The sequence below is a fragment of the Sporomusa acidovorans genome, from assembly GCF_900101845.1.
Lineage (GTDB): Bacteria > Bacillota > Negativicutes > Sporomusales > Sporomusaceae > Sporomusa > Sporomusa acidovorans.
The window spans coordinates 1-26,360 of sequence record NZ_FNAM01000020.1; the positions used below are offsets into that span (position 1 = coordinate 1).

At 44.8% G+C, this 26,360-nt stretch carries 32 protein-coding genes; 6 read left to right on the plus strand and 26 right to left on the minus strand.

The window, feature by feature from the left end:
* The first annotated feature begins 463 nt into the window (after nt 1-463).
* The 3 genes from BLR65_RS14410 (at nt 464) to BLR65_RS14420 (ending at nt 3,536) form a co-directional block, all read left to right on the plus strand.
* Nucleotides 464-1,051: a YqaA family protein gene (locus BLR65_RS14410; RefSeq protein WP_245692795.1), complete on the plus strand. Its 588-nt coding sequence runs from the start codon at nt 464-466 to the stop codon at nt 1,049-1,051.
* Nucleotides 1,052-1,226: 175 nt separating this feature from the next.
* Complete coding sequence (locus tag BLR65_RS14415) at nt 1,227-2,561, plus strand: hemolysin family protein (RefSeq protein ID WP_093794893.1); 1,335 nt, start codon at nt 1,227-1,229, stop codon at nt 2,559-2,561.
* Between the two features lie 102 nt (nt 2,562-2,663).
* On the plus strand, nt 2,664-3,536 hold the full coding sequence (locus tag BLR65_RS14420; RefSeq protein WP_093794983.1) for a DMT family transporter: 873 nt from the start codon (nt 2,664-2,666) through the stop codon (nt 3,534-3,536).
* A 50-nt stretch (nt 3,537-3,586) separates the two neighbouring features.
* Here the strand turns inward: BLR65_RS14420 and BLR65_RS14425 are convergent, their stop codons facing one another.
* Nucleotides 3,587-3,775 (minus strand): hypothetical protein, encoded by a 189-nt coding sequence (locus tag BLR65_RS14425; RefSeq protein WP_093794894.1) that lies wholly within the window; start codon nt 3,773-3,775, stop codon nt 3,587-3,589.
* Nucleotides 3,776-3,918: 143 nt separating this feature from the next.
* Here BLR65_RS14425 and BLR65_RS14430 point away from each other — a divergent pair, with 143 nt between their 5' ends.
* Both BLR65_RS14430 and BLR65_RS31445 read left to right on the plus strand, forming a co-directional pair.
* Entirely contained in the window at nt 3,919-4,119 is a 201-nt protein-coding gene (locus BLR65_RS14430) for a hypothetical protein (protein ID WP_093794895.1), read from the plus strand.
* A 56-nt stretch (nt 4,120-4,175) separates the two neighbouring features.
* Entirely contained in the window at nt 4,176-4,310 is a 135-nt protein-coding gene (locus BLR65_RS31445; RefSeq protein WP_281241543.1) for a hypothetical protein, read from the plus strand.
* A gap of 23 nt (nt 4,311-4,333) precedes the next feature.
* Here BLR65_RS31445 and BLR65_RS14435 read toward each other — a convergent pair whose 3' ends face one another.
* From BLR65_RS14435 to minC, 24 genes are all read right to left on the minus strand, one after another.
* Nucleotides 4,334-5,215 (minus strand): CvfB family protein, encoded by an 882-nt coding sequence (locus BLR65_RS14435; protein ID WP_093794896.1) that lies wholly within the window; start codon nt 5,213-5,215, stop codon nt 4,334-4,336.
* Nucleotides 5,216-5,223: 8 nt separating this feature from the next.
* Nucleotides 5,224-5,574 (minus strand): ribosome silencing factor, encoded by a 351-nt coding sequence (rsfS, locus tag BLR65_RS14440; RefSeq protein ID WP_093794897.1) that lies wholly within the window; start codon nt 5,572-5,574, stop codon nt 5,224-5,226.
* Between the two features lie 126 nt (nt 5,575-5,700).
* Nucleotides 5,701-6,708: an LCP family protein gene (locus BLR65_RS14445; protein ID WP_093794898.1), complete on the minus strand. Its 1,008-nt coding sequence runs from the start codon at nt 6,706-6,708 to the stop codon at nt 5,701-5,703.
* 48 nt (nt 6,709-6,756) lie between these two features.
* Nucleotides 6,757-7,326 carry a bis(5'-nucleosyl)-tetraphosphatase (symmetrical) YqeK gene (gene yqeK / locus BLR65_RS14450; protein WP_093794899.1) on the minus strand — a complete coding sequence of 190 codons (570 nt, stop codon included), beginning with the start codon at nt 7,324-7,326 and terminating at the stop codon, nt 6,757-6,759.
* A gap of 151 nt (nt 7,327-7,477) precedes the next feature.
* A complete protein-coding gene (locus BLR65_RS14455) occupies nt 7,478-7,729 on the minus strand; it encodes an RNA recognition motif domain-containing protein (protein ID WP_093794900.1) in 252 nt (83 codons plus the stop codon).
* A gap of 124 nt (nt 7,730-7,853) precedes the next feature.
* Nucleotides 7,854-8,468 carry a nicotinate-nucleotide adenylyltransferase gene (gene nadD, locus BLR65_RS14460; RefSeq protein ID WP_093794901.1) on the minus strand — a complete coding sequence of 205 codons (615 nt, stop codon included), beginning with the start codon at nt 8,466-8,468 and terminating at the stop codon, nt 7,854-7,856.
* A 75-nt stretch (nt 8,469-8,543) separates the two neighbouring features.
* Nucleotides 8,544-8,711 (minus strand): hypothetical protein, encoded by a 168-nt coding sequence (locus BLR65_RS29835; RefSeq protein WP_176772745.1) that lies wholly within the window; start codon nt 8,709-8,711, stop codon nt 8,544-8,546.
* A 12-nt stretch (nt 8,712-8,723) separates the two neighbouring features.
* Nucleotides 8,724-9,977, minus strand: a complete 1,254-nt coding sequence (locus BLR65_RS14465) for a glutamate-5-semialdehyde dehydrogenase (protein ID WP_093794902.1) — start codon at nt 9,975-9,977, stop codon at nt 8,724-8,726.
* Between the two features lie 14 nt (nt 9,978-9,991).
* Nucleotides 9,992-11,119 (minus strand): glutamate 5-kinase, encoded by a 1,128-nt coding sequence (gene proB, locus BLR65_RS14470; RefSeq protein ID WP_093794903.1) that lies wholly within the window; start codon nt 11,117-11,119, stop codon nt 9,992-9,994.
* A gap of 19 nt (nt 11,120-11,138) precedes the next feature.
* The gene (yhbY, locus tag BLR65_RS14475; RefSeq protein ID WP_093794904.1) at nt 11,139-11,450 is read right to left on the minus strand and encodes a ribosome assembly RNA-binding protein YhbY; all 312 of its coding nucleotides are present in this window, start codon (nt 11,448-11,450) and stop codon (nt 11,139-11,141) included.
* 9 nt (nt 11,451-11,459) lie between these two features.
* Nucleotides 11,460-12,731 (minus strand): GTPase ObgE, encoded by a 1,272-nt coding sequence (gene obgE, locus BLR65_RS14480; RefSeq protein ID WP_093794905.1) that lies wholly within the window; start codon nt 12,729-12,731, stop codon nt 11,460-11,462.
* Between the two features lie 79 nt (nt 12,732-12,810).
* Nucleotides 12,811-13,026 carry a Spo0B domain-containing protein gene (locus tag BLR65_RS14485; protein WP_093794906.1) on the minus strand — a complete coding sequence of 72 codons (216 nt, stop codon included), beginning with the start codon at nt 13,024-13,026 and terminating at the stop codon, nt 12,811-12,813.
* Between the two features lie 230 nt (nt 13,027-13,256).
* The gene (gene rpmA / locus BLR65_RS14490) at nt 13,257-13,565 is read right to left on the minus strand and encodes a 50S ribosomal protein L27 (RefSeq protein ID WP_373657670.1); all 309 of its coding nucleotides are present in this window, start codon (nt 13,563-13,565) and stop codon (nt 13,257-13,259) included.
* 7 nt (nt 13,566-13,572) lie between these two features.
* Nucleotides 13,573-13,893: a ribosomal-processing cysteine protease Prp gene (locus tag BLR65_RS14495; RefSeq protein WP_093794907.1), complete on the minus strand. Its 321-nt coding sequence runs from the start codon at nt 13,891-13,893 to the stop codon at nt 13,573-13,575.
* Between the two features lie 8 nt (nt 13,894-13,901).
* The gene (gene rplU / locus BLR65_RS14500; RefSeq protein ID WP_093794908.1) at nt 13,902-14,213 is read right to left on the minus strand and encodes a 50S ribosomal protein L21; all 312 of its coding nucleotides are present in this window, start codon (nt 14,211-14,213) and stop codon (nt 13,902-13,904) included.
* A gap of 175 nt (nt 14,214-14,388) precedes the next feature.
* Nucleotides 14,389-15,825: an Rne/Rng family ribonuclease gene (locus tag BLR65_RS14505; protein ID WP_093794909.1), complete on the minus strand. Its 1,437-nt coding sequence runs from the start codon at nt 15,823-15,825 to the stop codon at nt 14,389-14,391.
* 26 nt (nt 15,826-15,851) lie between these two features.
* The gene (locus tag BLR65_RS14510) at nt 15,852-16,556 is read right to left on the minus strand and encodes a TIGR03936 family radical SAM-associated protein (protein ID WP_093794910.1); all 705 of its coding nucleotides are present in this window, start codon (nt 16,554-16,556) and stop codon (nt 15,852-15,854) included.
* Nucleotides 16,556-18,406: a TIGR03960 family B12-binding radical SAM protein gene (locus BLR65_RS14515; protein WP_093794985.1), complete on the minus strand. Its 1,851-nt coding sequence runs from the start codon at nt 18,404-18,406 to the stop codon at nt 16,556-16,558. The genes BLR65_RS14510 and BLR65_RS14515 overlap by 1 nt, the downstream gene beginning before the upstream one ends.
* 143 nt (nt 18,407-18,549) lie before the next feature.
* Nucleotides 18,550-19,422 (minus strand): M50 family metallopeptidase, encoded by an 873-nt coding sequence (locus tag BLR65_RS14520; RefSeq protein WP_093794911.1) that lies wholly within the window; start codon nt 19,420-19,422, stop codon nt 18,550-18,552.
* A 12-nt stretch (nt 19,423-19,434) separates the two neighbouring features.
* Nucleotides 19,435-20,184: a M23 family metallopeptidase gene (locus tag BLR65_RS14525; protein ID WP_093794912.1), complete on the minus strand. Its 750-nt coding sequence runs from the start codon at nt 20,182-20,184 to the stop codon at nt 19,435-19,437.
* Between the two features lie 150 nt (nt 20,185-20,334).
* Nucleotides 20,335-21,441 (minus strand): rod shape-determining protein RodA, encoded by a 1,107-nt coding sequence (gene rodA / locus BLR65_RS14530; RefSeq protein WP_093794913.1) that lies wholly within the window; start codon nt 21,439-21,441, stop codon nt 20,335-20,337.
* Nucleotides 21,442-21,558: 117 nt separating this feature from the next.
* A complete protein-coding gene (gene minE, locus BLR65_RS14535; RefSeq protein ID WP_093794914.1) occupies nt 21,559-21,837 on the minus strand; it encodes a cell division topological specificity factor MinE in 279 nt (92 codons plus the stop codon).
* Between the two features lie 28 nt (nt 21,838-21,865).
* The gene (gene minD / locus BLR65_RS14540) at nt 21,866-22,657 is read right to left on the minus strand and encodes a septum site-determining protein MinD (protein ID WP_093794915.1); all 792 of its coding nucleotides are present in this window, start codon (nt 22,655-22,657) and stop codon (nt 21,866-21,868) included.
* Between the two features lie 22 nt (nt 22,658-22,679).
* Nucleotides 22,680-23,330 (minus strand): septum site-determining protein MinC, encoded by a 651-nt coding sequence (gene minC / locus BLR65_RS14545; RefSeq protein ID WP_093794916.1) that lies wholly within the window; start codon nt 23,328-23,330, stop codon nt 22,680-22,682.
* A 170-nt stretch (nt 23,331-23,500) separates the two neighbouring features.
* Between minC and BLR65_RS14550 the strand changes: the two genes are divergently transcribed.
* Nucleotides 23,501-24,463 (plus strand): bile acid:sodium symporter family protein, encoded by a 963-nt coding sequence (locus tag BLR65_RS14550; RefSeq protein WP_245692800.1) that lies wholly within the window; start codon nt 23,501-23,503, stop codon nt 24,461-24,463.
* 68 nt (nt 24,464-24,531) lie between these two features.
* Here the strand turns inward: BLR65_RS14550 and mrdA are convergent, their stop codons facing one another.
* A complete protein-coding gene (mrdA, locus tag BLR65_RS14555; protein ID WP_093794917.1) occupies nt 24,532-26,343 on the minus strand; it encodes a penicillin-binding protein 2 in 1,812 nt (603 codons plus the stop codon).
* Nucleotides 26,344-26,360 lie beyond the last annotated feature (17 nt).

Here is a 26,360-nt window from a genome sequence, read left to right on the forward strand (position 1 = left end):
TTGCGACAGCGGTAAAATGGGCGATTGGGTCATTATACTGTTTTTCCAACTCGTCAAGATAGCCGATGGATTGAATGGTCTTTGTTCTGGAAGAGCGGGTACTGGGATCATAGTAACCATGGACAATCGAAAGGTATGTACGTCCCGTTTTCTTATTAGTTGCTTTTCTGAGGAACATAGAAACAGTCCTTTTCCTTTTAGTATACACCAAAAAACAATAAAACGCAAGCAAAATATGACAAAAAATAAAATAAAAAAATGCTCAGAACGTTAGTAAACATCAATGATCTGAGCTCTAGATATTAAAAAGTGACTGCAAAACTATGGATGTTATCTTATAAGCGTTTATTTCTATTAACGATTCCTATTCGTTCTTGACTGAAACGCCGGATGTAAGATAAACTATTAGTACGGTTAATTGTAAATATACAGGGTTATATAAGCGAAGAGGGGAAGTGTGTTAGTGGAAGCACTGTTAGAAGTACTATTGGAGTGGGGGCTTGCCGGCCTCTTGCTTGCTGCTTTTACAGAGTCTTTTATCTCGCCAGTTCTGCCGGATATGATTCTCATACCTTTAGCACTGACTAACCCGCAAAACGCCGTCTACTATGGTTTAGCAACCACGTTTGCCTCTATTCTGGGTGGATTGGTCGGTTATCTGATTGGAATTAAAATCGGACTTCCGGCTACCCGCAAATTTATTCCTGCCAAATATTTAGATAAGATAACGCGTACGATCCAGGAAAACGCTGTATGGACAATATTTTTAGCCGCACTCTCACCGATTCCTTATAAGTTTATCAGCATTACGGCGGGAGCGCTGAAAATTAATATGCCTGTATTTTTAGTTATTTCCTTCCTGGGGCGGGCTAAGCGTTTTTTACTGGAGGGAATTTTGATTTACTACTTTGGACCACAAGCTGTGGAAATGTTTACACACCATAAACATGACACGTTGATTATTTCCCTGCTTGCTGTATTCGTCATAGGTATTGTTGCATATATAATAAAACGAAGCAAAAAAACAGATGCCGCACTGGATAAATTGTAAAAAATCCCGCCCGCTTGCTAACAGCCAGCGGGTACTTTCTTAGGAAGATTCCAAACGGTAAAAATTTTAGATATCATATCCGTTTGACACTAGTGACAAACGGATATGATATCATTGAAGCTAGGAAATCCAACAAAGATTAATTTTTAACCCAAAGGGAGCGTGCAATCACGATTTGGATACAGCCTCATTTAGTACTGAATTTATTATTATCTTAATTTTGATTTTAGCTAATGGATTATTTGCTATGACCGAAATGTCTATTGTCTCTTCCCGCAAAGCCCGGTTGGAAAATATGGCCGCCAGCGGCAGCAAAGGAGCTCAGGCCGCTTTAAAATTAGCGGAAGAACCTACTTCATTATTATCCGCTGTACAAATAGGTATTACGCTTATCGGCATCCTCACAGGCACTTTCGGCGGTGCCAAGCTATCCGGCTATCTTGCATCCTTTTTAAATACAATTCCTGTCTTGAAAGGGTATAGCGAAGCTATCAGCCTTACGCTGGTTGTAGGCGCCATTACTTATGTGTCACTTATTATTGGCGAACTTGTGCCCAAGAAACTGGCTCTCAATAACCCCGAGCCCATTGCGGCAGCTATTGCCAGACCGATGACCGCCTTTGTCCGTATCAACCGGCCACTCGTTCATTTGTTAAGTCTATCTACTGATATGGCTATGAGGCTTTTAGGTGTCAAACCACCGTCAGAACCACCTGTGACAGAAGAAGAGGTACGGGTACTTATCGGTCAGGGAGCCCAGCATGGCGTTTTTGAAAAAGCCGAACGGGAAATGCTGGAAAAAATTTTTATACTCGGCGACATGCGTGTAGGAGCGCTTATGACACCGCGTACTCAAATTAAATGGTTGGATCTTGAAGATAATGACCAATATAACCTGCGTATTATTCGCAATGCCAACCATTTGTTTTTTCCGGTAGCGCGTGGCAGCCTGGATGATATTGTGGGTGTGATCTACTCCAATGAAATCCTCGCTAATTATACTCCCGGCCGCCCTTTAGCCTTAGAAAAAGCTGCTCGTCAACCTTTGTTTATTCCTAAAAATACGCCGGCACTGACAGTCCTGGAAAATTTTAAAGATACCGGTAATTACGTCGCGCTGGTCGTTGATGAATATGGCGGTATGTCAGGTTTAATCAGCCTGTACGATATTGCTGAACACATTGTCGGCGATATGCCGTATCTAGGTGAAGATGAAGCTCCGGATGTAGTCGTCCGCGATGACGGATCCTGGCTCGTAGATGGTATGCTGCCGGCTGAAGAACTCAAGGATCTATTGGGTGTTGATCATTTTCCCAGTGAGGAAAGGGGCTATTTTCAGACATTGGGGGGATTTATTGTTTCCTATCTCGGACATATCCCGCATACCACCGAGAAATTTGAATGGAACGAATATATTTTTGAAATTGTTGATATGGATAAAGCGCGGGTGGACAAAGTCCTCATTACCCGTAAGACACCCCTGGTAGACGGTGATCACTCCCTCGACTAAAAATAAACCCTGCTACTTATGCAGGGTTTATTTCTTTACATAAAGCAAACTACTCCGACCCTTGAAGATCAAATTTATATTTATTATATTGAGGTGACTTATATGCGACAAGGTTTTAAAGGTGCATTCTATCTGTCTTTAGCCGCCAGTATCTGGGGCGGTCTGTATGTTGTCAGCAAATATGCTATGGAGATCGTTCCGCCGTTTACATTACTGTTTTTTCGTTATGTAGTTGCTTCAGCAACGCTTAGTATAGCCTGCCGGATTGTTAATGCTCCTATTTTTCCGGCTGTAAAACGCACTTCTTTACTTCAGGTCGGGTTCATTGGTTATTTCTTATCCATCAGTGCGCAGTTTATTGGTACCAATCTTTCATCAGCTCATATGGGAGCCGTGATTACTACTCTCTCGCCGATTTTCCAGTCAATATTCGCTATTCTGCTGCTCAAAGAGACAATGTCCCGCCGCGAAGGAATGGCAATGTTCATCGCCTTTGCCGGAGTATTAATCATTATCCTTACCGGAGGCGATAACAGCGACAGTACTTTATGGGGCAATCTTATACTACTGTTAGCTGCTGTTTTTTGGGGGTATCAGTCCGTTATTGCCCGCCAAGCCTCTTTTATCCATTCACCGCTTACAGTTACCACCGCCGGTGCCCTTGTGGCGGCATTTTTTACCGGCTTAGCCGCTTTGACCGAACTGGGACAGTGGAATTACCTGGCAATTACTACCTGGTCAATTGTCTTAAGTATTTTGTATATTGGTGTTGTATCTACAGCCGTAGCCTTTTTTGCCTGGAATAAGGGCCTGTCGCTCCTATCCACGCATCAGGCGGGCCCCTTCTTTTTCTTTCAGCCTGTAGTAGGCAGTCTGCTAGGTTGGGCAATGTTAGGTGAACAACTAACAATCGCTTTTTTTTGCGGTACAATACTCATTATTATTGGGGTCTATTATAGTTTTAAATGCAACTGAAATAAGAAAAACACTTGGCTTGTGCGTGAAAAAGCCACCTTACGGTGGCTCTAAAAAGTCCGCATCGACGGCGTACGTTTTTCATGAATTGTTTGGGCATAATCTTGAAGCTGAGTGTCTAAAGTACTGCTGGCTGTTATGATTTCCGCGTCAGCGGAGTTTGAATTCTGCATAAGTTCACTAAGCTGCTGTCTCAAAGCTTTAACCTGTAATGCTATCGTTTGCAATTGCTGATCCATACAATCCCTCCTTATTCTGTTTTTTAGTTTTTCCGGTAAATAAAAAATCATGTATGTAAATAATCGTTTACGACTAGCAATCATTGTCGCTCATGCTTATTCTTCGTACGGGAAAACTAATCACACTATAGGAGGTGAACATTTTGACAGGCAAAAAAACAGAATTCTGGAATGGCAAAAATTTTGCCGGTGAAACTCAGGTTGGTGCTAAGGGCTTACTTAGCGAAGGCCCGCGGACCAGTCTCACGCAGTCAAAATATCAGGTAAGCAATGACACGGTTTCCGCAGATGAACTCCAGTCTGATGCTCAATCCGCCAAAGAACTCACCAACCAAGGAGGCTGACCACCCCAAAAATAAGCAGTTGCTTGTCAGCACCAATATTTCTAGGAGGGATTGCTATGGCTACAAAAGATATGTTAGATTCCAATGCTGCTAAAAAAAGCAAAGCGGCGGCGACTATAACGAATACGAACGATCCAAACAAAGCAGAGCAAAAGAAACACATGCCCTGCAAAAATTCTTTGCCTACTTGATAGTAGTGGTAAAGAAGGTGGCTTTACTGGCCACCTTCCTTATTTTTTAAATAGGTCCAGCCCTCTTTTTGCTCAACAAGCTGTGTTTTAAGCAAACGCCCCATCGCGCGTTTAAACGCTGCTTTACTGATATTAAATTTTTCTTTAATGACTTCCGGGGGAGAAGCGTCGCTGTAAGGCATCTGACCACCGCGTCTGCGTAATACTTCCAGTATTTTTTCCGCATCAAGATCCATTGCATTTTCCTTAATCGGCCGCATGGAAACATTCAGGCGGCCGTCTTCTCTGATGTATGTGATCCGTGTGGTAAGTTCGGCGCCAACGCGAGGCCGTTCGGTCATTTCATCGTTATGCAGAAAAGCAATAAAACGGTCATTTGTAAAAATAAAAGCGCCCTGATCATTATAATTATATACGGAACCGGTAACCATATCGCCAACTTTTACCCCTTCAGCCGGGCGGGAAGCCTGTCTAAGTTCATCTTCGACTTCCATGGTGACAGCCGGGCGCCCTGACTTGTCCCGATACAATTTAACCCATACTTTTTCCCCGCGGCGCGGCATGCCTCTCCTGCCGGCGTGAGGCATGAATACTCCCCGTTCAGCGCCAATATTGACAAACGCTCCATCACGCGTCGTATTAATGACCTCCACTCGGGCCACTTGTCCTTCTTGCATTTGCGGTAAACGCATACTGGCCGTTAACCTGCCTTTAGGATCTTTATAAAGATACACCTTAACGGTCTGCCCGACCGCAATCTCCTCTGTCTGCTGGGCCTTATGCAATAAGATGTCATCATTGGTACGGCCTGTACCGGCATCTAAAAATACACCCAGGTCGCTTTTCCGGACAGCGGTTAATTCGACAACATCACCTGGTTTGTAATTATGTTTGGATTGATCCATGTTCGCACCTATCCTTGGTAAGATATTTGTTTGGCATCACCCCATAGACGTTCAAGGTTATAAAATTGGCGATCCTCATCTACAAAAATGTGGGCTACGCAATTGCCATAATCCATAAGGATCCAGCGGGCTTCGCGGTAGCCTTCCTTATGCAAGAGTTTAATGCCCTGCGCCTCGAGTTGTTCCTCCAGATGATCGGCTATTGCCTGAACCTGAGTCGTTGAATTAGCACTGCAAATAACAAAGTAATCCGTTACCGGGGAAATACCGGACAAATCCATTATAATAATATCATGTGCCTTTTTGTCGCTGGCGGCTTTGGCCATTATCTCGGCTAACTTGCTGTCGGTTTCGATCATCAATTAAAAATTACCTCCTGGGAACTCTTCAGTATAGCTTTTTCTTTCCGAATTTAATTTATTCGGACTATGTAGGCAAGTTTCCTGCAAAAAAGTAAAGCTTAATGAAAAGCTTTACTTTTCTAATCAATTTCGTTTAAGGTCTGTAGGCGCGTTTCCTTTAGAAACTCCCGTCACTTTCGTTGTCGATAAGAACATATTCTGGATTATCTGCTCAGTCTGCTCCTTATTAGGAACCCAGTAGCTTAACTGGTCAATTGTTGCAAAATCCCCAGGCAGCATCGCCGTGCTAAGGTTATTGGCATTAAAACTCTTGAGACTATTTCCTACCTTAATCATAGTCATTACTGACATATTTGTATCTATATACTGATTAAGCGCGCTGACCAGTGCAGGAACCTTAAAAATCGTGCTAACCTGCATCATTTCTTGGGCCATTGCTTTTAGAAAACGTTGCTGACGCTGCACCCTGCCGATATCCCCGAGTTCATCACTACGAAACCGTACATATTCGCCGGCTTTTTCTCCGTCCAGATGCTGATAGCCTTTATTAATGTGAATAGTAAGGTCTGCATAAGGGTCTTGATACTTCATATCATTTTCCACATAAAGATCCACACCGCCAAGGATATCAATGACCTTAATAAATGCCTGCCAGTCAATAACTACATAGTAATTGATTGGAATTTGCAAAAATTGTTCAACTGTGTTTTGCGCAAGCTGAGCTCCCCCATAAGCATAGGCGTGATTAATTTTGTCATAGCCCTTGCGCCCCGGAATAGCAACCCTGGTATCACGCGGAATCGACAATAAACTAACCGTGCCGTCCTCGGGGTTTATACTGGCCAGCATCATGGTATCAGATCGTCGTGCCAAATCAGCGGGATTCTCCCGGTCCCTGTCATCTATTCCCAAGAGGAGAATATTGACCCGATTTGTAAGAGTTTCCGGCGGACGCTCCTTAGTCTTAACAGTTTGTGCGGTCGCCGGAACCTGAACCATATTGAGGTAAGCATAAACAGTAGCTCCCGCTAAAGCCACTACTACAATCAGCAGCATAATAAGTAAAATGAAAACTCTGTCCCAACGAATTTTTCGCCGTCGTTGTCCGGCTTTATCTTGCACATTATTCATGGCATCATCTCCTCTCCCTAAAGAAAGATAATACCCTCCACTATAAAATTACTTGTTTATTTTCTGTAATAAATCATTGCGGCCCTCAACTGTAGCCGGGTGTATAAGCAACCCTAGCCCAATAACATAGTGAAGGGATTGATCAAAAGCAGCCAGCACTGCCTTGTCTAAATCGGCAAAAGCTAAACTGCGCAGCTTGTCTATACCGGGAAAATCCCGGCTTGGTTCTATACAGTCAGCCAAATAAATAATTTTATCTAATACAGTCATATCACGGCCGCCTGTTGTATGGAGCATGATTGCCCTGAAAATCTGAGGATCATCCACCCCATATTCATTTTTTGCCAAATAAGCACCTACCGGCGCATGCAACAGTGTTGGCTGGCAGCGTTCGACATCATTCACCACTATAGCAAAGGAAGCGGCCTTTTGCAACAGGGTACTGCTGGCTAGCCCCCGCGCGCAATCATGCAGCACGCCGGCAAATTTTGCCTTTTCGACATTCTCGCCAAAACGGTCTGCAAGCTGTGCAGCACTCTGGCTTACCCCCAGCGAATGCTGGAGCCGTTTAGTTGATAAAACAACGGACAGCTTATCTATGATTTGATTATAATCCACGATTTTACACCACCTGTCTTCCAGTACTAAAATTCTGCAGTTTTTGCAAATTTCCTCTTTTTATAGCAATAAAAAACCTCCTAATACTAGGAGGTGAATATTATACATAAGTAACCTATGTCTCAACTCAACCTAATCTATCCTGCATTATTTAACCTTGCCGCGGTTTAGCTTCATTAACAACAATCTGCCGGCCAGCAATTTGAGAACCGTTCATAGCTTCAATCATTTTATCAGCGTCATCATCTTCTACTTCTACAAATCCAAAGCCACGGGAACGGCCTGTTTCTTTGTCCGTAATTATTCTGCTCGAAATTACAGAACCGTGCGGACGAAAAGCATCGGCAAGAGTAGCGTCGTTTGTACTCCAAGGTAGATTACCAACATAGAGAGTTTTTGCCACAGAAAATCACCTCCGTTACATCAGGATACTTAAACCAAATTAAGTTTTACGTTAACATTATCTGCAAAACCGTAGGATTTATGCTTAATCGCGGCTGCCTTTATTTGGAACATTCCAGTATAAATTATCGGTATAATCCTTCTTTGTAAATATAGTCTTCAACACTTTCCGGTACAATATATTTTATGGAACGTCCCTTTTTTACCCGTTCACGAATATCTGTCGAGGATATTTCCAGCTCCGGTGTGGCCAACCGCTGGATACTTCGGCGTCCCTTTGCCCCAAACTGTTTGATCACTTGATCAATATAACTGATACAGCCAGGACGGGTGGCTGCTACAAAATAACATAAATCCAGGAGTTGATCGATATCATGCCAACTGGGTAATTCCTTCACCGCATCAGCACCGGTAATAAAATAGAACTCAGCACTGGCACCATAACAGTCAATTAGCGCTCTAACCGTATCAATGGTATAGGATAAGCCGTAACGCTCAAGTTCGATGCCAGATACAAAAAAGTGAGGATTAGAATAGGTAGCCATTATGGTCATGATATATCGATGAATTGCTGGCGTAACTATAGAACCCTGTTTATGAGGCGGGTTACTCGCAGGAATAAATAAAACTTTTTCTAGGTTATACTCAATCCGCACAGCTTCCGCTGTTACCAAATGACCGACATGAATCGGGTCAAAGGTTCCACCCATAATGCCAATTTTATTTTTTTTGTGCAACATACTATCTGCCTTTCAAGTATCCGAAAAATTCGAACTTATTTTCATTATAGCAAATGCCTGTCTCTGGGAAAAGGATTACATAGAAATCCACCGGGTCATGATCCATCCGAGCAAGGCGCTAATCCCCAGAATTATGGCAGCCGCCCGTGCATAATCAATTGCATCATGCCGCCCTTTAGGTGTATGCAGATAGTTACGAGCAGCATAATAGTAATCTACTAGATGATTTCTTTTATGCATCATTTATAATTTTACTTACCGGATTTGTCCTGTCCCGTTAACCAGGTATTTGACCGTTGTAAGTTCGGCCAGTCCCATAGGTCCGCGGGCGTGAAGCTTCTGGGTGCTGATACCGATTTCAGCACCAAAACCAAATTCAAACCCATCGGTAAAGCGGGTTGATGCGTTAACATAGACAGCCGCAGCATCTACTTCCCGTTGAAAACGCCGGGCATTATCATAATCACGGGTAATAATAGCCTCCGAATGGCGAGTACTATAGGCTGCTATGTGTTCAATCGCTTCTTCCAAGCCGCTTACAACCCGCACCGCCAGAATAAGGTCAAGAAATTCGGCGGCCCAGTCTTCGGTCGTTGCCGGTTTTACCGCCGGGTGATACTGCCTGGTTTGGTTGCAGCCTCTGATTTCAACCCCGGCTTTAAAATAACGTTCCAGCATGTCAGGTAAGAACTGCGCGGCTACCACCTCGTGAACAAGCAGCGTCTCCATCGCATTGCACACTCCCGGCCGGGATACTTTCGCATTGAAGGCAATATCCTGAGCCATACCAAGATCGGCGGTGGCATCAACAAAAGTATGACAAACACCGGTACCGGTTTCAATGACCGGCACCGTACTGTTTTCTACAACTGTCCTAATTAACCCGGCCCCGCCGCGGGGAATAATTACATCTACATATTCATTAAGCTTCAGCATGGCCGTAACAGCCTGTCTGTCAGTAGTCTCAACAAGCGCAATAGCGCCGGCCGGCACGCCGGCAGCATAGGCGGCCTCACCAATAATTTGCGTGATTACCTTATTAGAATCTATCGCTTCGGAACCACCGCGCAAGATAACGGCATTTCCTGCCTTTAGACACAAGCCGGCCGCATCAACAGTAACATTGGGGCGCGCCTCATAAATTATGCCGATAACCCCCAGTGGTACGCGGACTTTGATAATAGCCAGCCCGTTAGGTCGCTGCCAGCCGCTCACCGTCTCGCCGACAGGATCCGCTAAAACCGCAATCTGGCGCAAAGCATCCGCCATCGTTTTTATCCTGGCCTCATTCAATAACAGCCGGTCAATAAGCGGTTTGGGCATATTGTTTGCAACTGCTCTGTCAACATCTTTGGCATTTGCCGCGATAATAGCGTCTTGTTTCGCCGCTAAAGCGGCAGCCATCGCTACCAGTGCCTTATTTTTTACTGTTGCCGAGAGAATTGCCAGCTTACGGGCGGCCTGTTTTGCGGCTTTGCCTTTTGCCGTTAATTCGGTCATGTAATCCATTTGCGTCTGCCCTCCTACACCAACAAAACTAAATTATCACGATGTACAACCTCATCGTAGGGTTTCGATCCCAGTAACATGCTAATTTCATGGGTATGGGCCCCTTTGATTTTTTTTACATCGTCAGAGCTATAATTACTGATCCCGCGCGCCAACTCCTGGCCGCAAACGCTTACAATACTTATCGTATTACCTAATTCAAAGTTGCCTTCTACCGCCGTTATCCCTGCAGCCAGCAAACTGGACCCCTCTTTTAAGAGGGCCGCTTCGCAGCCTTTATCCACAATGACTCTGCCGCTTACGCGAACTCCGAAAGCCAGCCAGCGTTTGCGAATGTGCAGCCGGCTTTCTTTAGACATAAAGATCGTCCCCACCTTGCTTCCCCGGATAATGTCGCGTACTACTCCTTCACGTCCACCGGAAGCAATAACCATCGTAACCCCTGAGTTAACGGCAATTTTTGCCGCCTGAATCTTGGTATACATGCCGCCAGTCCCCCGTAATGTCCCCGGACCGCCGGCCATATCTTCAATAGCTGGGGTAATATCGGCAATTTCACTCACCAGCGCAGCCTGCGGATCTGTCTGGGGATTGGCGGTATAGACACCTTCTATATCAGAGAGAATGATCAGTAAATCCGCGTCAATAATGCTGGCAACCATGGCCGACAAGGTATCATTGTCACCAATTTTAAGCTCATCAATGGCTACCGCATCATTCTCATTAATAATGGGAATGACGCCCTGATTTAAGAGCGCCATGAGTGTGTTGCGAGAGTTCGTATAACGCTTGCGATTGACTGAATCGGCGCGGGTCAATAGCACCTGCGCAACTATTTGCCCGTATTCGCCAAACATTTTTTCGTAAATATGCAGCAAAATACCCTGCCCCACAGCAGCAGCAGCCTGCTTTTCAGGAATTGTCTTCGGTTTGTCCTTAAGTCCGAGACGATCCATGCCGGCGCCAACCGCTCCGGAACTTACCAGAATAATTTGTTTGCCTTGATTGGCAAGATCGGATAATTCGCGTGCCAGTTTTTCAATACGTAAGAGATTAAGTTTGCCTGTCGCATGAGTTAAGGTACTCGTACCAACCTTAATGACAATGCGTTTGGCACTGCTAAGATTTTCCCTGGTAAGCATACACTCTATTCCCCCATAATTATGGCAATTCTATCTTGGATTTCTCCTCATTTTTCTTATATAATAAGCCATTGCGGCCTATCACCTGCACTAATTCGGCACCAGTGGCCCTGGCGAGTGCAGCTATGACTGTTTTGGGTACTTCGGGACTATTTTGCAACACCCGGACCTTTATAATTTCACGGGCAGCCAGTGCCTGGCCGGCAGTTGCTATCACAGTATCTATTATACCGCTTTTGCCGATCTGCACAACAGGGTCAAGGGTACTGCCGAGAGCCCGCAAAAAACGTTTTTGCTTGCCTGTTAATATAGTTTGGGTTGCTTCTACCATTAGCGCCTCCTATGGTTTAAATTCAAATTCCATATCACGAATACGAACCGTATCTCCTTCTTGAATCCCGCGTTCCCGCAGTGCTTCGTCAATTTCCAGTCGCCGCCAAATGGCCTGGAAACGGCGTAACCCCTCTTCGTCATTAAATCTGGTCATCGCCACCAGTTTTTCAATTCCTGCACCTTCGACAACAAACGCGCCATCATCATCCCGCCTGATAGAATAGTCCTCTGTGGCTTTGGCTTCATATACTTTCGCTTCGGCGATTTCTTCCGGCTCTTCCACATATTCGGCCAAAAGCTGTGCGGCCCTTTGCATCAGGGCTGTCAACCCATCACCAGTTGCCGCTGAAACAGGATAAATCTCGTGGCCTAAACCAGTCATGTACGCGGCTACCCGTTGATAGTTTTCCTGAGCCTCAGGCAGATCCATTTTATTGGCGGCAATAATCTGTGGCCGTTTAAACAGTTTTTCGTTATATAATGTAAGCTCATTGTTGATTTTATGAAAATCTTCAATAGGATCACGTCCTTCAATGCCCGAAACGTCAAGAACGTGAATAAGCACTTTGGTCCTTTCAATATGGCGGAGAAAATCATGTCCAAGCCCGACACCTTCATGGGCCCCTTCAATCAGTCCGGGAATGTCTGCTAACACAAAATTTTGGCCTTCCGCAATGCTGACAACTCCCAATACCGGTGATAACGTTGTAAAATGGTAGGCGGCAATTTCCGGTTTAGCCGCCGAAACCATGGATAAGATGCTGGATTTTCCCACACTGGGATAGCCCAACAGGCCAACATCAGCCAGCAGCTTAAGTTCCAGCATAAGCGAACGTTCTTCTCCCGGTTCGCCTAATTCAGCAAAAGTTGGCGCCCGATGAACACTATTGACAAAACGGGCGTTACCGCGGCCGCCACGACCGCCTTTGGCTACAACAACGCGCTGGCCTGTTTCGGTAACATCGCCCAGTATTTGCCCGGTAGCCTCATCTTTAATAAGAGTACCTGGCGGCACCTTGATTAGGAGATCTTCCGCTCCGCGGCCGTGCATGTTGCTGGATTGGCCGTTCCCCCCATGGTCGGCCTTAAATATACGCTTATAACGAAAATCAACCAAGGTATTAAGATTAGCGTCCCCAATCAGTACGACATTGGCGCCACGGCCGCCGTCACCGCCGTTAGGACCGCCTTTGGGCACATACTTCTCCCGTCGAAAACTGGACATACCATTACCGCCGCTTCCAGCTTTAACAGTAATCTTAGCTCTGTCTATAAACATAGAAATCCCCTTGCGTTTTTATATGTAATATGTGCTTTTGCACTCATTTTTATCAGTTTTAGTAATAATCAAATTTACACTAACCGTTTTCTTTTTTGTACGCTGCCAGCACATTTTCAATCATTTCCGGGTCATGTGCCAACTTTTCAATATATTGCAGCGCTTTTTCGTTACGGCCTAATTGAATCAGCGCATGAATAACCTGCAAATGATTTAGAAAATCGTGGCGCTGAATGCGGAGCAATTTGATAACGTCCGGACATGATGCAACTTCAGAGCATGGTGTGCTTATCATAGTATCATCCTTCCAACATGTTGCAGAATTGGTATACCTTTCGCTCCCATCAGTCTAAATACCTGTCTAATTTCAACATTTTTACTCTAAAATTTAATAAGAAAAGACTTGGCTTGTGCCAAGTCCCTCAGGACGCCGGCAGAAGCCTTAGTCGTTCTTACTTATTATCAGAAGGTTATACTTTCTGGATGATGTAAAAAAACCTGCGGCTCGTAAGCCGCAGGCAATTCTTACATAGCTTCTTCAGCTGTAGGATACACACTAACTTGACGGTCATAACGGCCCTTACGCTCGAAAGCGACCTGACCGGGGATCATGGCAAACAGGGTATCATCCTTGCCGATGCCAACGTTATTACCGGGATGGAAATGTGTACCACGCTGGCGCACTAGGATGCTGCCTGCGGTGACAACTTCACCGGCGTGACGCTTAACGCCAAGGCGTTTAGCTTCGCTATCGCGACCGTTACGGGAGCTGCCCACACCTTTTTTATGAGCAAATAACTGTAAATCAAAAGAATTCAGTTTGAAATTTTCCATCTTGCTTTCACCTCCTGTGCTCTGTAATATGAACACTCTTAGGATATAGTTTGGCAATTTCAGTTAGCCCTAGTAGCATTGTTTCCAGAATTGCACCGGTAAGACTATCCGGCTGACCGATAAGACTCATGGTAAGACCTTGATTATCCTGTGCAAGATTAATATCCCGCCCGAGATGGCGTTCAATTCCCATAATGGCTGATTGTACAAGTGCCGATACTCCGGCACACACAATATCTTGTCCGTGAGGTGCAGTTTGGGCATGACCACTAATTGAAAAACCGGTGATTGCCTTGTTGTTATTGCGAGCTAATGCAACTGTAATCATATTTGTCCTTACGCATCAATCTTTGCAATGCGGACTTTAGTAAATGGCTGACGATGACCCTGGCGGCGACGGTAGTTAGCTTTAGCTTTGTATTTAAAAACTAAAATCTTCTTACCTTTGCCATGGGCTACCACTTCAGCAGTAACTTTAGCGTTAGCAACCAGCGGTTTGCCAATTACTACTTCGCCGTCTTTTACCACAGTCAGAACCCGGTCAAAGTCAACGGTTTGGCCTTCTGCTACATCGATTTTCTCAATCGTAAGCACATCGCCTTCGGTAACACGGTACTGCTTGCCACCTGTTTCAATAATAGCGTACATAAAAACTTGCACCTCCCCCATGTAAGGACTCGCCAGATACGGTACACTTTAAGTTGCTGACAAATACCTTTCAACCCGGATTTATCTGCATTTCCAAGTGTTTATCGAACCTCTCCGTGCGGTGAAGTAGACGAATGCCTACATCATCAAATTTTAGCATACTGCCGGTAGTTTGTCAATCTGGTTTCCAAAGAAGTGAAAACCTTTCCGGATTCATGTCGGCGACCGGTTCCACAGCAAGCGTTCTGGCTGTTTCCTGCTCAAGGCGCCTGACTTCATCCTGCCTTTTCAGCAAGTCGGCTACCTGGGGATGGACCTGAATTAACAGTCTTCCCCCCGGTCGGGAGCGTTTATTTAAGTTTCTCACTTCCCGCTTGATATCAATAATCACAGTCTCCGGTGATTTGATACGACCTTTTCCCCGGCAATGCGGGCAGGGGCTATAAAGCATGCCGCTTAGGTTCTGCCGGGCTTTTTTTCGCGTCATTTCCACCAATCCCAAACTGGTTATCCCTAATACATTTGACTTAGTACGATCTTTTTTTAAGGCCGTTTCCAGGCCGGTTAAGACAGCTGCCCGCTGTTCAGGTTTATCCATATCAATAAAATCAATAATAATGATGCCACCGATGTCTCTTAGCCTTAACTGCCTGGCGATTTCAACGGTTGCTTCCAGATTTGTCTGAAACACAGTCTCAGACAAATTGGTATTGCCAACAAATTTACCGGTATTGACATCGATGACTGTCAGGGCTTCCGTATGATCAATAACCAGATAGCCACCACATTTTAAATCAACCCGCCTGCTCTGCAGGCTTTCTAAGGCCACATCAAGATTATACCGGCTAAATACATCACCGGACTGGGCGTTTGATTCAAATAATGATACGCAATCCATCAACTCCGGTGATATGTAGCGCAATAAATCAACAACCCGATTGTAGGCTTCCTGACTATCGATCACAAACTGAGTGACGTCATTGGTCAGATAATCACGCACAATCCGCACAACAAGGTCAGCATCCTTGTAAATAAGTGCCGGTGCACTGGTACGTTTGGCTCTGGCACTCAAAGTTGACCACATGTTGACTAGATAGGCCATGTCTTTCATCAACTCGTCCTGACTCTTACCCTTTGCTACCGTTCGCACAATAACGCCCATACCGTCCGGGCGGATTTTATCAGCAAGCTGCCGTAAGCGATTGCGCTCTGCCTCATCCTCAATCCGTCGTGAAATGCCAATATAGTCCACTGTTGGCATAAGTACGATGTACCTTCCCGGCAGCGTCAGGCTAATCGTTGCCCTGGGGCCTTTGTCGCCCATGGCATCCTTGGCAATCTGCACCAGCACATCCTGACCGATTGTTAAGTGCCTGCCGGCGGCCTGCCGCCCGGCATCACCCATATATAAAAATGCATTTTTGTCCCGCCCGATATCAATAAAAGCAGCCTGCATTCCGGGAAGAACATTTTTTACTCTGCCTTTGTAAATGTTGCCAACTAAATGGCCGCTTTCACTGCGCTCGACGGAAATCTCCATGAGTTCACCGTCTTCAAGGACCGCTACCCGGGTCTCTTCCGGCATAACGTTGGTAATTATACTCTTATTCATTCTTTGTTCCTCAGCTCTTAAATATCTTACATATCAATAGGTGACCGCCGCACCTTTCGCTCTGTTATGAACAAACCTGTCCGGTTAATCAGGGCCGAATCCTTATCAACAGGCAGACCAAAGCTGTCCACTAGTACAGAAAGCACTTTAACCGGCTTAACACTGCCGCCTGGTGTGATTTTTATCGCAAGCTTTATGGTCACTTGCTGTTTACCCGGTATTTGTTTTACATGTATTGGTTCGGCCAGATATTCTTTGACGTCTATTTCCCGCTTACCTTTGGGAGTTTGTTTGATGAAGATGACTTCAACTTCCCGATTAAAACAATCGATGCCTGTCTCAACCGCCTGCCAAATCGCACCCGGCATTAGGGGAACAAAAATTTCATAGGTTGCCAGATCAACAACCGCCATTAGAGCCTTACTGGGCTGGGCGACATATTTTGCCGCTTTAAGTTCAATGCCGGCAGGCAACTGCCGCTTAAGCCTGTCTTCCAGAAAAGCAATATCCGCTTCCTCTGTTAGTTCAAGATCAAGATATTCCGCTTCACTGGTCACGCCCACAGCCAAGGCAGAAGCAAATGCCAGCTTCATATGCGGATTAAAGCCTTCTGAATATGCGGCCGGTAATTTTGCCCGTCGTACTGCCCGTTCAATGGCGCCGGCAAAATCCAGATGGGAAATATAGCGGATCGGCTCACCTTTGGTTACTTTAAGCCTTAATTTTGCCATTATGCCTGCCCCCAGTCAACAACTTTTACCCCAAGATCCTGGCAAACGCCGCAGGCCCCGCATACTTCATGGCGGCAATCAGGGGTAAAGGCTGCCTGTTGTGCAGCCTGCCACTCTTTTATCAGGAAAGCTTTGTCCACGCCAGCGGATAAATGTTCCCAGGGCAGAAGTTCATCAGGGATCCGGTCGCGTCTGGCATAAAAAACGGGGTCAATTCCTGCGGCGGCAAAGGCCTCCATCCAGACATCGTACTTAAAATGTTCAGACCAGCCGTCAAATTTTGCACCCTGCTGCCACGCCCGGAGCAACACTTTGCCCAGTCGTCTGTCGCCGCGGGCAAATACACCTTCCAGGAAACTCGTGCGGGCATCATGCCAGCTCAGCGAGATGCTGCGGTCTTTGATCAGCGACCGCAACAGTTTTTGTTTTCGTTCAATTTCTTCTATCGAGTCTTGTCCAAACCACTGAAAGGCCGTGTGCGGCTTGGGCACAAAAGAAGAAACACTGACAGTCACCTTGGCACCTTTCCGTCCCCTTACCTGTTTATACAGGTCGGTTACTCGCTGGGCCAGCCTGGCGATTCCGGCGACGTCTTCGTCGGTTTCAGTAGGCAAACCAATCATAAAATAAAGTTTGATGGTTGACCAGCCGGCTGAAAAAGCGGCAGTTACCGCTTCGGTAAGATTTTCTTCGGTTACACCCTTATTAATTACATCCCGCAGCCGCTGGGTACCGGCCTCCGGTGCAAACGTCAATCCGCTCTTTCTCACCTGCTGTACTTGCTTGGCTAAATCAATAGAAAAACTGTCAATTCTAAGTGAAGGCAAAGATACGCTGACTCCCTGTTGTTTAAACCGAGTAATCAATTCGGTAATTAAAGAACTCAAACAGGAATAGTCAGCCGAACTTAATGAGACCAGGGAAATTTCATTATACCCGGTATGATCCACAAGTTCTTGGACGTAGTTAATCAGTGTATCTATTTTTCGTTCCCGCACCGGACGATAAATTACCCCGGCCTGGCAAAAACGGCAGCCACGGGTACAGCCACGGAATAGCTCCAGCATAATGCGGTCATGTACAATTTCAATAAACGGCACAATCGGCTTGGTAGCAAACGGCACTTGATCCAAGTCATTGATTACCCGTTTAACGACAACCGTTTTCGCTTCCGGCACGATTGGACGTACGGCACCTATCCGGCTATCCCGGCTGTAATCTACTTCATAAAAACGTGGGATATAAATTCCCTGCAACCCCGCCAAGTTCCGTAAAAGGCCAGGTTTACCGCCAGGCTTGTTGTTTTTTTTCCAGCCGGCAATGGCGGCTGCAATTTCCCCGATTACCTCTTCGGCTTCGCCTAAAATAAAAAAATCAACAAAGTCGGCCATCGGCTCGGCGTTAAAAGCGCAGGGGCCACCGCATACGACAAGCGGCCCGTCTTCATCACGCTTAGCCGCCTCTACGGGAATACCGGCTAAATCAAGCATATTGAGCACATTACTGTAACTCAACTCATATTGCAGGGAAAAACCAACGATGTCACAGTCCGCAACCGGACGTTTTGTTTCCAAAGTATATAATTTTATATTGGCCGCTCTCATTTCGGCCTCCATATCCACCCAGGGGGCATAAACACGCTCGGCAAACGTATCAGGGCGGTCATTGAGTATCTGATAGAGTATTTTAAGCCCCAGATTGGACATACCAACTTCATAAACATCAGGCATCGCCAAAACAAAACGGACTAGCTCCGCATTATCATCCTTACGCACACTGTTCCATTCATGGCCAGTATAGCGCGCCGGCTTCATTACCCTGCTTAATATAGCAGGACTAACAGGGTCTATAGGCTGCATAGTTACCTCCAAATTATAGCTATAAAAATTATTATGTATTTTTTGGATGGAAATATCAAGACTTATTTTTTCCATTTACCACTAATTTGAACCCTGACAGATGAGATATATACAACGTACTGAAGATTATTTTTTTACAGAAACTCATTTATTTTTGAATTTATTCCCTTTTTCAGCAAACCTTCCCATACCTCGGTCTCAGTTAAAGCTCCACACAATTTAAAGTTTTGATCCACAATGTGTACAATATTATATTCTTCCGCGCCAAATAAACGAACGATGTCGTGTAAGGCCGCATTTTCCATAGCGGTAAGATGCTGTGCAGGCATAATCCCGCGGGCAAGCAGTTGCGCTTTTTTATGGGCCAGAATCCGCATAGTCCGAAATCCAGCCAAAGTATTTTCCGTCCGGGCAGTAAGCAGCAAAAACGCGGCGGCAACCAGCAGGGTTAAATTGACCGTACGATGCAGCCAGTAGCTGATCCCTGCCAAAATAACCAACAAACCGGTAATACCATAACTAATCATAACCACAATGGCTGTGGCACTGCGGTAATCGCGCCTTAAACTTAAGACTGCCCGCAAAATCCGCCCCCCATCAAGCGGCAAAGCAGGCAGCAGATTAAAAAGAGCCAGCATAAGATTAACTTCACCATAAAATTTGAACACGTCCTGCCAGTTACTTACCTCATTCCATTCGGTATAACATAAAGCCGCCAGACCGAAGCTTGCCAATGGCCCGGCGGCGGCTATCATTATCTCACTTGTTGCCCCTGCATCAGCAAGACGTTCCACACGGGCAACAGCCCCAAAAGGCAGGAGTTCGATCTGCCTTACTTTGTAACCTAACCCCATAGCCATTAACATATGCGCCAATTCATGCCATAAAACAGCACTAAAAACCAATAGTACTTTACTCACCAGGCCACATAGTGCAAAAAAGGCGATAAGCCCAATAAACCAGTTATTTACTAGTAGCTCAACCCCTGCAAACTTCCCAGCCCGCATAATCCACATCCCTTACTTGGCAGAATCACTTTTCATTCTGGTTAACGGATCAACCGCTTTACCGTTTTCCCGCAGTTCAAAATAGAGCCCGGGCGCCGCGTTGCCAACTTTAGCGATGCGGGCAATCACTTGTCCCTGACTCACAATATCGGCTTCCTTCACCAGAATATCTCCTAACCGTCCATATATTGTTTCAATACCCTGCCCATGATCAATAATCAGCATTTTTCCCAATTGAGAACTGTCGGTAATAATTTTGACCTTGCCGGTAGCGGCGGCCTGAACACTTGTCCCTGTAGGAGCAGCAATATCAATTCCCTCTTGCAGAATACCTTGTTTTGCCGCCTGATCGGCCTGCCCCCCGTATTGCTTCGCTATCGTTCCCTCTACCGGCTTGGTCATATAGCGCAAAGGATCAGCAGGATGTGAAATGGTTGACTGAACCTGCTTTAAAACCGGAATGCTGGCCAAATTAGCCGCATTCGGCCAATGTGTATTAACGTATTCGACCGTACTTGCCGTATAGTAAGCAACATCTGTTTGATACTCCAAGATTTGTCGGACCCCTCCCGTAACTTCCTGTCCAATTCGAGTATCTGACACCTGAGCACCATACACAACCGCAAATAGACCTAAAGCAATGGCCGTTTTTTTCAACCATGAATAGTCGGGTTCTTCTTCATAATAAGATTGCCAATTCTTTTCCTGATTGTGAAAACTAAACTGCCAGTGCTTTTTAAAATGATTCCATAGCTTTGTCATCGTAAGCCCTCCATAACATTACCGTGGAGTATTCTTATGGAATATATATGACAAAACTACAAAAATATAACTGTGCACACAGCGATGGCTTAACAAAAAAGAGACAAACGCTTTGAAAAAAATCACGGCATTTGTCTCATGGATTGTGAATCAAAATAATATCTTTTGTCGTCGCATATAAATATTAAGTAATATCCCGATACTAACGAGATTAGTAGTTAATGCACTTACACCATAGCTCATAAGCGGCAGTGGAATCCCGGTAACAGGCATAATGCCCGCCGTCATGCCAACATTTACCAGCAAGTGGAAGGCTAGCATGGATGTAATGCCGGTAGCTAAAAGTGTACCAAAATTATCGCGGGAAGCACCTGCAATTTTAATACCACGATAAAGCAAAATAAGATACAGCAAAAGAATTAATGTTGCACCAATAAAGCCCAGTTCTTCCCCAATAACAGCAAAGATAAAATCTGTATGATTTTCCGGCAGGAAATTTAACTGGCTTTGTGTGCCGTTAAATAACCCTTTACCAAATAACATGCCCGAACCAATAGCAATCTTAGACTGAATAATATGATACCCGGATCCCAGTGGATCAACATTCGGATCAATAAACACAGTTAACCGCTTTTTTTGATAGTCTTTCAAAAAATGCCAAAAAATCGGCAAAAAAGCAAGACCGGCGCCAACGATTACCGCCAAATGCCTTAAACTGATGCCGGCGACAAAAATCATACCAAAGACTATGGCAAGAAATACCAGTGAAGTACCCAAATCAGGCTGTTTCAATACCAGGATAAAGGGTATGCCAACATAAATAAAGACGGGAATTATTTCCCTAAAAGTGTTCAGTTTACCCACACGCTTGTCGAGGATTTGCGCCAAAGCGATAATCATAATAATCTTGGAAAACTCAGACGGCTGCAGACTAATGGGACCAATTTGTATCCAGCGCTGCGCTCCCAATGCCGAGTGGCCAACAAACATAACGGCCAATAACATAACTAAGTTAAGGACATACAAAAATCCGGATAATCGTTTCAGTGATTTGTAATCAAAGTTTAACATAAAAAACACAATCAGGATATTGACTACAGCAAATAGCCCTTGCCGTTGCACATACCAGTAGCGGTCATCGCTCGGATTATTGATATGAGTTGCACTGCCAATAATCACCAGACTAATAAGAACAATTAAAACAGTAACGCCAATAAGAACAAAATCTAAATTCCGCAAGAGGCGCTGGTTAAACATACCCGACTAACCTTCTCTCTAACAATGTCTTATATATTATAATAGTATTTCCCTCTTACGTCCAGTATTGACAAATAAAAAGAAAGGCAGAGCAAGTTTCCCGACTCTGCACAATAACTATTCATTTAGCAAATTTGTGCGTTTCATGCGGTTAACCGGAATATTAGCCACTAACGCTACCTGAGTATTGCTTTTTGTCAGATTTATTTCCATTTCAGTTTCATTAATATCCATATAATTCGAGATAACTTTAATCATATCGTCCTTGATAGCCTCCATGTACTGCGGTGACACATTAACACGGTCGTGAACCAGTACAAACCGGAGGCGTTCTTTGGCAATATTTTTTGAACCTTGCGGTTCTTTTCCAAACAACTTTTGAATAAGGTCAAACATCTTGCTATCCCTCCTAAAGTACTAGTCTTTACAAGCCTAATACTTTTTTAAATTTACCCCAAAGGCTTTCATTGGTTTCAAATGTCATTAACGGAACATTCTCGCCCATCAGCCGCCGGACAATATTTCTGTAAGCCTGACTTGCCAGGGCCGAGTTATTGGCAACTGCCGGCTCACCCCGGTTAGTAGAAATAACAATATATTCATCCTCGGGAATAATTCCCAATAAATCTACCGCCAAAATTTCAATGATATCATCAATATCCATCATATCACCTTTTTTTACCATAAGCGGACGAATACGATTAACAATTAATTTGGGATTATGCTTACCTTCCGATTCTAATAAACCAATAATCCGGTCCGCATCGCGAACGGCAGATACCTCCGGGGTAGTTACAATAATCGCACGATCAGCGCCGGCAATCGCATTTTTAAAGCCTTGTTCAATACCAGCCGGGCAGTCAATAATAACATAGTCAAACTCCTCGGCCAAATCTTTGCACAATTGCTGCATCTGGTCAGGTGTAACCGCATTTTTATCTCTGGTCTGAGCCGCCGGCAGTAGATAAAGAGTTTCATAACGCTTGTCCCTGATGAGTGCCTGTTTTAACCGGCAGTTACCTTCGGTGACATCGACTAAATCATAGACAATTCGATTTTCCAGGCCCATAACAACATCCAGATTTCTTAAACCGATATCGGCATCAACTAATACCACCTTTTTTCCCTGAAGGGCAAAACCGGTACCAAGATTGGCGGTTGTCGTCGTTTTACCCACTCCACCTTTGCCTGACGTAATGACAATTACTTCTCCCATCCATGTACCTCCTATTTATCAATCATGCCGGTTCAATAATAACAATACCATTAGCAATACGGGCTATTTCACGACACATAGGTTCATCCTGATGATCGGGAGCCCTGGCAATTAAGCCAGCAATTCTTAGCTGGCCGGCCATTAGTTTATCAGCGGTAATGGTAGCCGTTTGGTCGCCGTTGACGCCAGCGTGAGCCACACCACGGCATGTGCCCTGAACAACAATATTGCCACTGGCAATGACTTCGGCTCCCGGATTGACATCTCCCATAATAATAACCGAACCGTTAAATACAACTTTCTGACCGCTGCGCAACATTCTCGAAACAATAAGTGTCTGCCCGCCTTCCGCTTCCTGAAAATATTCAATAGGACTATCGCCAACACGAATGTCCTTTGTCTGAACAAATTCCGGCAAGAGGGAGTTTGAATCGGGATGCTCGTGCAGGGCTAATCCATAGTCAGCTAACAGATTAATCAATTGACGCCGTTCATCACCAGTTAGCTTATTTGTACCGGAAATTACTCTAACACCGGAATTGCCGGTAAAAAAGTGAGCCGCTGATTCCAATTTATCCTTTAGTTGCTCCAGGATAGCAGTAAAATCAGCTGATTGGTTTATCACCAGTTCGAGGCCGCCTTTACTTCCTTTGAATAATACATCCTCCCGCATATCTTCTCCTAAATTTTACCACAAATAATTATCTATATGTTAACTAAAATTCGCCTCTCTTACTAATTTTCCTGCAGAATATCCAGCCTTCTTTATATAAATTGGTGAAAGAGGTATCATGGTATCATGAGGAATATGTTATTTTTAAATTTGCTATTGGGGGCTTTACTGTGATTAGCTACTTGGCAAAACTTACCGTGTGGCTGGGGCAACATATGTTTTATATCGTATTATCCGGCCTCTTATTCGGTTTTTTATTACCAATCCCTGACTCACCGGCAGTAAGAACGATAGCAGTAGGCGCTTTTGCCTATATGACGCTTATTACCGCACTGAATACAAGTTTAAGAGAATTTCTACAAATACTAAAAAAACCGGTTATTCCACTATGGATACTTATACTTATTCATGTTGTGACGCCATTTATAGGCTGGCTGACGGGGCTTGTTCTGTTTACCGGTGATCACAATACCCAATTAGGGTATTTAGTTGCTACGTCAACTCCCATTGGCGTAACCTCTATTATCTGGAGTTCAATAACAGGCGGAAGCGTCTCAATTGCCCTGGTTGCGGTCACTCTTGACACCCTCATTGTTCCCGCAATACTTCCCCTTTTTTTTAAAATGATCATTGGTCAAGTACTGCAAATCAATTACGGGCAGATGATGCTGCAATTGCTAAGCATGATTACCCTTCCCAGTATTATCGGTATGCTAATCCATGATTACGGTCCGAAAAACTTTGCGCCTCATTCGCTTAAAGTTGTCGGTAATTTTTTGGCAAGAGTAGCTTTCTTCATTGTAATATTTATTAATGCCGCCATTGTAAGTCCCGACATTTCCTGGGATTTATCAACACTTAAAATCATCCTGGCCACTATGCTTCTGGTAGCTGCAGGCTACTTGTTAGGTTATTTAGGCTCTTTTATCTTTAAGAATCGCTCAAGAGAAATCGCTTGGGCAATGATCTACTGTGTCGGCTTGCGAAACGCCAGTTTCGGTATCGTATTGGCTTTGACCTTTTTTCCTCATACAGTCGCCATACCGGCAACCATGACCATTTTATACCAGCAACCGCTTGCGGCCATTATTCCTTATTTTTTTCGGCAGTCAAAACAAAAGAATAAAAACTAGAAAAATATATTTTTAAATAAAACGGAGTCAGGCTTCTTCAACCTGACTCCGTTGTTATAAAATTAACGTTATAAAGCTGTGTGGGGCCGATAAATTTTTGCTGATTCAGAAGGTGGCTGATTAATATTAAAAGCAGCTTCTAAAATCTTTTTAGCAATAGGCACAGCAGAGGTAGATCCAAACCCGCCCTGTTCGACAATGACAGCTACTGTAACTCGTGGATCCTCATAAGGCCCATAGGCAACAAACCAGCCATGATCTTTTCCATGTGGATTTTCTGCCGTACCGGTTTTTCCGGCAATCGTAACCGGAAAATCCTGAAAAGCAGCGGCGGCTGTACCGCCTGGCTGTGCTACCTCGCGCAACGCTTCACGAATAAGCGTTAACGTACCCTCAGTAATGGTTACACTTCCTACCTCTTCCGGAGTAAATGTTTTTATGACTTCACCATTAGGACTAGTTATCCGGCTGACAAGGTTGGGTTTATAGCGATGACCGCCATTAGCGACTTCACTCATGACCACAGCCATTTGCAGGGGCGTTGCCAGTTGAAATCCCTGCCCAATTGCCGCGTCAAAGGTCTCCGATAAATACCATTCTTCGCCATATGCTTTTTCTTTATAGCGGCGATTAGCTACCAGCCCGTCGGATTCTCCGGGCAAATTAATGCCGGTAACAGCCCCCAGACCAAACATGCGCGCATATTTTTCTAAATTATCAATACCTAAACGATTACCCATTTCATAAAAATATACATTGTCCGACTTGGATAATGCTTCCCGAAAATTGATCCAGCCTAAAGCCTCTCCTTCAGAATTGCCCTTAGGAATAATCCAGTGAGTCCCGGTATCAAGTATTTTCTCTTCCGGGGTTACCTTGCCAAGCTCCAAAGCTGCAGTACCCGTAATAATCTTAAAAGTTGACCCGGGTGGATATTCGCCGGCAATAGCCTTGTTATCCATAGGATGGAAGGGGTTATCATTGAGTTGTTTCCAATCCTTCGAAGAAATTCCCCCATTAAACAAATTGGGGTTAAAGGCTGGCCGGCTCACCATTGCCAGAACTTCACCTGTCTTAGGATTGAGGACAACAGCAGCCGCTGCTTTGGTTGTAAGGTTGGCTAGCTGTTCGTCCAGCGCGGCTTCCGTTGCTTTTTGAATTCTTGCATCAATTGTTAATATTAAATTATGCCCCGGGATCGGATCCTTTTTGCCAATTACCTGTATAGGACGGCCATTAACGTCAACCTCAACCTGGTTGCCGCCGTCAGCACCGCGAATTTCCTTATCATATAATTTTTCCAAACCAAACTTACCAACAATATCTCCGGGTTTATACCCATCTGCCTTACGATTTTCCAGTTCAACGTCGTTAATTTCACTTACATAACCAAATATGTGAGCTCCTAATTCATTGTTAACGTAATTTCTAAGTGGTTGAATCTCAATAACTACTCCCGGCAATTCTGAGCGTCGTTCTTCAATTTTGGTTACAATATCCGGCCCGACGTCAGTTTTGACTCTGATAGGCTCAAAAGAGCCGTTATGCTGTGCCAGCTTGCCTTTTATTTCTTCCACGTTCATTCCGAGGATAGTGGCAAGTTTAAGCACTGCCTCTTCGGGAACAGGGCCCGTTATCGGCAATACCGATACGGTAAAGCCAGGACGGTTGGACACGAGTGTTACGCCATTGCGATCATAAAAAATGCCGCGAGGAGCCATAATGGGAATCAGTCTGATCCGGTTGCCGTCGGCAAGACGACCATAGTATTGACCTTGTGCCATTTGTAAATAGCCGAGACGGCTTACCAGAACAAAAAATATAACTACAATGATCAGGCCCAACACTTCCAGCCGGCCATTCGATCGTTTCACAAGCATACGGCAACCTCCTTTCT